The sequence below is a fragment of the Mesorhizobium sp. M7A.F.Ca.ET.027.02.1.1 genome, from assembly GCF_004022985.1.
Taxonomy (GTDB): domain Bacteria; phylum Pseudomonadota; class Alphaproteobacteria; order Rhizobiales; family Rhizobiaceae; genus Mesorhizobium.
Genome location: NZ_RZOL01000371.1, coordinates 1 through 6,102, shown reverse-complemented (window position 1 = coordinate 6,102; position 6,102 = coordinate 1). Strand labels below are relative to the sequence as shown.

At 61.9% G+C, this 6,102-nt stretch carries 9 protein-coding genes; 4 read left to right on the top strand and 5 right to left on the bottom strand.

All coding sequences use genetic code 11. The features are described 5' to 3' along the window. Positions 1 to 68: 68 nt before the first annotated feature. Positions 69 to 1,271 (bottom strand): pyridoxal phosphate-dependent aminotransferase, encoded by a 1,203-nt coding sequence (locus EN749_RS28575; RefSeq protein WP_127809579.1) that lies wholly within the window; start codon positions 1,269 to 1,271, stop codon positions 69 to 71. Positions 1,272 to 1,479: 208 nt separating this feature from the next. On the opposite strand from EN749_RS28575, the gene EN749_RS28570 reads away from it, so the two are divergent. The 3 genes from EN749_RS28570 (at position 1,480) to EN749_RS28560 (ending at position 4,118) form a co-directional block, all read left to right on the top strand. After that, on the top strand, positions 1,480 to 2,373 hold the full coding sequence (locus EN749_RS28570; RefSeq protein ID WP_127321442.1) for an EAL domain-containing protein: 894 nt from the start codon (positions 1,480 to 1,482) through the stop codon (positions 2,371 to 2,373). Then, on the top strand, positions 2,370 to 3,218 hold the full coding sequence (locus EN749_RS28565) for an EAL domain-containing protein (protein ID WP_127381719.1): 849 nt from the start codon (positions 2,370 to 2,372) through the stop codon (positions 3,216 to 3,218). Before EN749_RS28570 ends, EN749_RS28565 begins: the two co-directional genes overlap by 4 nt. Before the next feature lie 291 nt (positions 3,219 to 3,509). Next, positions 3,510 to 4,118 (top strand): glutathione S-transferase family protein, encoded by a 609-nt coding sequence (locus EN749_RS28560; protein WP_127322770.1) that lies wholly within the window; start codon positions 3,510 to 3,512, stop codon positions 4,116 to 4,118. A 31-nt stretch (positions 4,119 to 4,149) separates the two neighbouring features. Here the strand turns inward: EN749_RS28560 and EN749_RS28555 are convergent, their stop codons facing one another. The 3 genes from EN749_RS28555 to EN749_RS28545 all read right to left on the bottom strand — a co-directional run bounded on the left by EN749_RS28555 (position 4,150) and on the right by EN749_RS28545 (position 5,083). Beyond that, positions 4,150 to 4,404, bottom strand: coding sequence for a hypothetical protein (locus tag EN749_RS28555; protein WP_127270430.1), 255 nt, complete (start codon positions 4,402 to 4,404; stop codon positions 4,150 to 4,152). Beyond that, on the bottom strand, positions 4,401 to 4,601 hold the full coding sequence (locus tag EN749_RS28550; RefSeq protein WP_027039317.1) for a hypothetical protein: 201 nt from the start codon (positions 4,599 to 4,601) through the stop codon (positions 4,401 to 4,403). Before EN749_RS28550 ends, EN749_RS28555 begins: the two co-directional genes overlap by 4 nt. Positions 4,602 to 4,870: 269 nt before the next feature. Then, the gene (locus EN749_RS28545) at positions 4,871 to 5,083 is read right to left on the bottom strand and encodes a cold-shock protein (protein ID WP_010910991.1); all 213 of its coding nucleotides are present in this window, start codon (positions 5,081 to 5,083) and stop codon (positions 4,871 to 4,873) included. Positions 5,084 to 5,379: 296 nt separating this feature from the next. Here EN749_RS28545 and EN749_RS28540 point away from each other — a divergent pair, with 296 nt between their 5' ends. Beyond that, positions 5,380 to 5,709 (top strand): hypothetical protein, encoded by a 330-nt coding sequence (locus tag EN749_RS28540; protein WP_023809723.1) that lies wholly within the window; start codon positions 5,380 to 5,382, stop codon positions 5,707 to 5,709. 34 nt (positions 5,710 to 5,743) lie between these two features. On the opposite strand, the gene EN749_RS28535 is transcribed toward EN749_RS28540, so the two are convergent. Next, the coding region (locus tag EN749_RS28535) for a methylated-DNA--[protein]-cysteine S-methyltransferase (protein WP_145991036.1) at positions 5,744 to 6,102 on the bottom strand (359 nt) is incomplete at its 5' end.

Genomic DNA, 6,102 nt, shown 5'->3' with positions numbered 1-6,102 from the left:
GCGTGAGGCTGACGGCCCATTAAAAAACCCGGCGGTGAAGCCGGGTTTTTGCGTTCATAGTGCGTCGGTCAGGTCAGCGAAGCCGTAAAACGCTGGATCCGTGTGCAGGCTTGTTCCAGAAGCGTCTCCGAGGTCGCGTAGGAGATGCGGAAGTTGGGCCCGAGGCCGAAGGCCGAGCCGAACACCACCGCGACGCCCTCGGCTTCGAGCAGTTCCGAGCAGAAGGTCTCGTCGGTGTCGATCAGCCTGCCAGCCTTGGTCTTCTTGCCGATCAGCTGGGCGCAGGAAGGATAGACATAGAAGGCGCCTTCCGGCGACGGACAGGTGATGCCGCGCGCCTGGTTGAGCATCGACACGACAAGGTCGCGCCTGCCTTGAAAGATCGCCTTGTTTTTGGCGATGAAATCCTGCGGGCCATTCAGCGCCTCGACGGATGCCCATTGCGCAATGGTGCAGGCGCCCGATGTCTGCTGACCCTGGATCATGTCCATCGCCTTGATCAGTTGAACCGGACCCGCCGCATAACCGATGCGCCAGCCGGTCATTGCATAGGCTTTCGACACGCCATTCATGGTCAGCGTGCGCTCGTAGAGCTTAGGCTCGACCTCGGCGATGGTCCTGAAGACGAAATCGCCATAGGTCAGGTGCTCGTACATGTCGTCGGTCAGCGTCCAGACATGCGGATGCTTCAACAGCACGTCGGCCAGCGCGCGCAGTTCGGCCTCGGTATAGGCGGCACCCGAGGGGTTCGATGGCGAGTTCATCAGCAGCCATTTGGTCTTCGGCGTGATCGCCTTTTCCAGCACGGAAGCGGTCAGCTTGAAGCCATTGTCGATCGAGGTGTCGGCAAACACGGAGGTGCCGCCGCAGATGGCCACCATCTCGGGGTAGCTGACCCAATAGGGGCGAGGAATGATGACCTCGTCGCCGGCGTTCAGCGTCGCCATGAAGGCGTTGAACAGGATCTGCTTGCCGCCGGTGCCGACTATGGTCTGCTCGGGCTTGTAGTCGAGATTGTTCTCGCGCTTGAACTTTTTTGCGATCGCCTCGCGCAGCGGCACGATACCCGAAACCGGCGGATACTTGGTTTCGCCACGGCGGATCGCCTCGATTGCCGCATTCTTGATGTTGTCTGGCGTGTCGAAATCCGGTTCGCCGGCGCCGAGCCCGATAATGTCACGGCCGGCATTTTTCAGCTCGCGCGCTTTCTGCGTGACCGCGATGGTGGCGGAAGGCTTCACGCGGGAAAGGGTGTCGGCAAGAAAGGCCATGAGCTTGACGTCTCCATGGAAGATCGGCGCGGCCAGGAGCGACCGCGGCGCTTCTCATGTCGCATGATTTCGCGCAACGCAAGCATTGTCGGCTGATCCAGGTCTCAAGGAGCTGTGATCGGGACCCGGGGTCGGCAACAATAAATTCATTAACGAGCGGTAGAGGCTTGAGTGGCAGGATGGCAGACCAATTGCGGAGCGAGGAACCGTGTCGCGCAGCGTCGGGCTTGCCCACATCATCCGTCAGGACGACGGCACCTCCACCGGTGTCTGGGGTATCTACACGCTGCAAAGCGCCTTCCAGCCGATCTTCGCTTTCAAGGAAGGCAAGCTGTCAGTGGTCGCGTTCGAAGGGCTGATCCGACCGTTCCGCGACGGCGAGCCGCAATCGCCGATGAATTTCTTCTCGACCTGTCCGGCCGCCGACCGGCTGCATATCGAGGCGCTGACCAGGACGCTGCATCTTCTCAACGCCGGTGCCTGCCTGCCGCGGGAAGCATCGATCTTCGTCAATTTCGACCCGTCAGTGTTCACCGAACGCGCCGTTGCCGACGCTGCCTTGCGCGAAATGCGGCTCGTGCTGCACGAGGCCGGCATCGACCCGCGTCGCGTCGTCTGCGAGGTGACCGAGCAGCGGTCGGCGTCGCAGGAAGCCTTGCACGGCTTCGTCGCGGCACTGAGGGCCAACGGTTTTCGCATCGCCGTCGACGATTATGGCGCCGACGATTCCGACATCAATCGGGTCAAGGAATTGAAGCCGGATATCGTCAAGTTCGATGCCTACTGGATCACGCAGCTGATGGAGTCCGGCGCCGGCTTTGCGTTGCTGACCACCATGGTGAAGAACTTCGAGGAGCAAGGTATCCATACGGTGTTCGAAGGCATCGAGGAGGGCTGGCAACTGGAGCTCGCCGAGAAATCGGGTGCGTCGATGGTGCAGGGTTTCGTGCTGGCGCGGCCCGAATTGGCGCCGACCAGCTTTGGCGTCTTCGACAAGGCCAGGCAGGCGCCTGCCGCTGCTGCCGTCGACACGGCTGCTCCTGCCGCGGCAATGCCTTCGGCGCGGCCGGTCAAGGCCTTCGGGCGCCGGGTGGCGACATGAGAGACGATCGGCGGCGCAATGTCGGCGATGCGATCCAGGTCGACGAAGTCGGCATCGAATACGGCATCTATGGCGAGTTCCGGCTGCGTAGCGCCTATCAGCCGATTTTCGCGCCGCGCGGCCGGTCGCTTCACGCGGTGGCGGCCGAAGCCCTGATCGAGCCGCACCGTGCCGGCCGCCCCGGCGCGCCGAAGGTGTTCTTTGAAAGCGTTGCGGTCTCGGACCGGCTGTTTGTGGAAACCATGTGCCGGGCGCTGCATCTGAGGAATTTCCGCAACATCGGCGTCGACGGGCTCGACCTGTTCTTCAACTACAACCCGTTGATCAACGACCATGCCGGGCGGGCACTGGCCGAAATTCGCCTGATGACCAGGCATCTCGGCGAGTTCGGCCTGGCGCCGGCCATGCTGGTCTGCGAAATCACCGAACAGGCGGCGGACGATGCGCTTCTCGTGCGGCTGGTGCGCGAGATGCGGCGCGACGGCATCCGCATCGCCATCGACGATTTCGGCACCGGGCACTCGACCGAGGAGCGGGTGAGCCTGCTCAAGCCCGACATCGTCAAGATCGACGGCACCTGGTTCGCGGAGTTCTGCCGCCACGCTGCCGCCGAACGGTTCTTCCGCCCGCTGGTTTCCAGCCTGCATGACCGCGGCGCCAAGGTGCTGGTCGAAGGCATCGAGCAGCCCACCCATCTGCGCGTCGCGCTCGAAGGCGGCGTCGACCTGCTGCAGGGTTTTCTCCTTGCCCGTCCGGCCTTGGCCGGCACGGTATTCGAGGAGAAACCGCTGGTCATCGATGCGCTGCTGGGCCGGGACAGCAAGGTCGTGCCCCTCTTTGGCTAGGGCATGTCGATATTCAGGTGATGCCGGCCTGCAAACGGCGGCTTCCTGCGCTTCCCTAGTTCTACTGCCACGCAGTAGAACTGAGCTCACGTACTTAAGTACGCTCCGCTCCGGTTCTCGGAACCCACCGTTTTCGGCTCGGCCTGACCTGAATCTCGACATGCCCTTCAACGGCCTCAGATTTTCGGCGATTCACACATCAGCGGCGCTGATCGTCGTACCAAAACAAATCATTGGTTGAGACCGCGCCGCTGCGATAATCGCGCGGAGACAGTGCTCCGGGGAACAGCCATGATACTTTACGGCATGATCGACAGCGGCAATTGTTACAAGCCGCGCCTGCTGATGGCCAAGCTTGGCCTTGGCTTTACCAATGTCGAAGTGAGTTCGCACACCGGCGATACGCGCAAAGCCGACTTTGTCGCCAAGAATCCGAACGCCATGGTGCCGCTGCTCGAGTTCGACGATGGCCGGCGGCTGGCCGAATCCAACGCCATCCTGCTCTATCTCGCCGAAGGCACACGCTTCCTGCCGGCGGACAGGTATGAGCGTGGGCTTGCCTATCAATGGCTGTTCTTCGAGCAATACAGCCACGAGCCTTACATCGCCGTGCGCAAGGCGCTGCTGACCTTCCCCGAACGTGCTGGGGATGCGACCCCGGAGCGGCTGGCGGTGACGCTGGAGCGCGGCAACAAGGCGCTCGGCGTGATGAACAGGCATCTGGAAAACAATGCCTTCTTCGCCGGCAGCGCGCTCAGCGTCGCCGACATCGCGCTCTATGCCTATACGCATACGGCGGAGCAGGGCGGCTTCCAGCTCGACGCCTATCCGGCGGTGGCGGCCTGGCTTGGCCGAGTGGAAGCGGATCCGGGGCATGTGCTGATCGGGTGGATGGGGTAGTTTGTCCCGCGCCAGGTGGGCGGATGGGTAGCTACTTCAAGAGATGATCATAGTCCGCATGGGTGCCGATCCAGAACCAGATCACATCATCGTTGGTGCGGGTGGCAACAGCCCGGTAATTGTCGTCAACTCGCGCAGACCAGTAGCGTCCGACCTGTTTGAAATGCAGCGAGGGATCAAAAGGGTGGGAGCGGAGTCTTTCAAAACGCCTGTCCGCTTTTGCTCTGATCGCCGATGGCAGTTTTTCGTAAGCCTCCCAGAACGATGGGGAGGCGACGTGATTCACAGAGGCCGCGTCCGACCAGCGCGATGGTCCGTCAGTGCCTGTTCGGCAAGCTTATCCAATCGGCCGGCCTTCGCATCGGCCTCGATCTGCCGATCCCACATATCCTCCCGAAGCGCTTCGAACCAGGCAGCAAACGCCTTCAGTTCTTCAGGGCTCAGTTCCGCAACGGATTTTTCAATTTGCTCAAGCTTGGTCATGGCCGAATGATACCACTACTAGGCTAAAAGTACCACCGGTGGGACTGTAGCGCCCGTTGCAGCACCTAACCCCAGACAGCAAAAAGGCGGGATAAATCCCGCCTTCCATGCTTGGTAGCCTGATCGGGAGGGTCCGGTCCGGGCTGGCAGCTATCTGCTGATCCAGCTTGTCGGGTCTTTCCGCTCCAGCGCGCTTCTCGCGCGACTGTCAGTACATCCGTGACTTGCCGCGCGCCCCGAGCTCTCGCCCGGCGCGCGCTATCGCAAAATCAGGCTGCCTTGCTCAGAGATCCAGCGGACGACTTGCCAGTGCGGCGGTCCTGCTCGATCTCGAAGTTGATCTTCTGGCCTTCGACCAGGGTCGACAGTCCAGCACGCTCGACAGCGGAGATGTGGACGAAAACGTCCGCGCCGCCCGCGTCAGGCTGAATGAAGCCGAAGCCCTTGGTGGCGTTGAACCACTTGACCGTTCCAGTTGCCATTTAGATAGTCCTTCACATTTGCTTTAGATTGACCGGACCGAGGTCCAGCCGGTGTGCATCGAGATTTTGGAGATAGACGTCAGCAAACGCGATTATCGCGAGGCCCGGATCGATCGGCCGAAATATCAATGGAAGGCATATAGGCTGCTTTCGCACGAAAAACAAGACTGCGTGAGAAAGCCGTGATGAGGGCGCCGCCCAATGGCCGCCCCAATCGCGTGAGAGCGTCGCGATGATCGGAGCCTGTGGGCGCTCGATCCACACCCGCTTGGGAGGGGATTTTGGGGGAGAGGACCATGAAAATCATTCTGCTTGCCGCCTGCCTGACGCTTGTCGCCGCTCAGGCGCAGGCGATCTCGCGCTACGACCCGACGCGTATGAGCTGCGGCAAGGTTCAGGGGACGATCGCCCGGCAAGGGGCGGTCATCCTGCGCTACCAGTCGAAGCGGGTGCCGGGACTGCCGCTCTACGACCGCTATGTGCAGAGCCAGCGATTCTGCAGCATGGGCGAGGTGAGGACACGGGCCTACGTGCCGAGCGCCGACACAAAGTCCTGCCCGGTCTACAACTGCAAGCGGCCGGACAATGACCGGCATTTCCGCCGGCGGTTCTTCCACAACAACTAGGCACCTGCCTACAACGATTATGCAACTGCCTACATCAGAACCCGAACGACACCTGCGCTGGTGGCGGGGGGCCGACGCGCACGCCTTCCATGGCCAGCATCTTCTCCTTGGTGATCGATCCGCCGGGCGCCGAGAAGCCGCCGATCTTACCGCCGGCGGCAAGGATGCGATGGCAAGGGATGACCAGCGGCACCGGATTTGAGCCAAGAGCGGCCCCGGTTTCGCGGGCGAGCCCGGCATGGCCGGCGGTTTTGGCCAGCTCGCCATAGGTGGTGGTTTCGCCGAAGGAGAGTTTTCGCGCGGCGTCGTAAATGGCGAGGCGGAAATCGTCGACGCCGTCGAGATCGACCGGCACGGCGGAGAAATCGATGTCCTCGCCCGCCGCATAGGCCT

What these genes read in the sequence shown, in the direction of transcription:
- EN749_RS28575 (WP_127809579.1), bottom strand. Translation starts at nt 1,271, where the DNA reads ATGGCCTTTCTTGCCGACACCCTTTCCCGCGTGAAGCCTTCCGCCACC.
- EN749_RS28565 (WP_127381719.1), top strand. Translation starts at nt 2,370, where the DNA reads ATGAGAGACGATCGGCGGCGCAATGTCGGCGATGCGATCCAGGTCGAC.
- EN749_RS28560 (WP_127322770.1), top strand. Translation starts at nt 3,510, where the DNA reads ATGATACTTTACGGCATGATCGACAGCGGCAATTGTTACAAGCCGCGC.
- EN749_RS28550 (WP_027039317.1), bottom strand. Translation starts at nt 4,601, where the DNA reads ATGACCAAGCTTGAGCAAATTGAAAAATCCGTTGCGGAACTGAGCCCT.
- EN749_RS28545 (WP_010910991.1), bottom strand. Translation starts at nt 5,083, where the DNA reads ATGGCAACTGGAACGGTCAAGTGGTTCAACGCCACCAAGGGCTTCGGC.
- EN749_RS28540 (WP_023809723.1), top strand. Translation starts at nt 5,380, where the DNA reads ATGAAAATCATTCTGCTTGCCGCCTGCCTGACGCTTGTCGCCGCTCAG.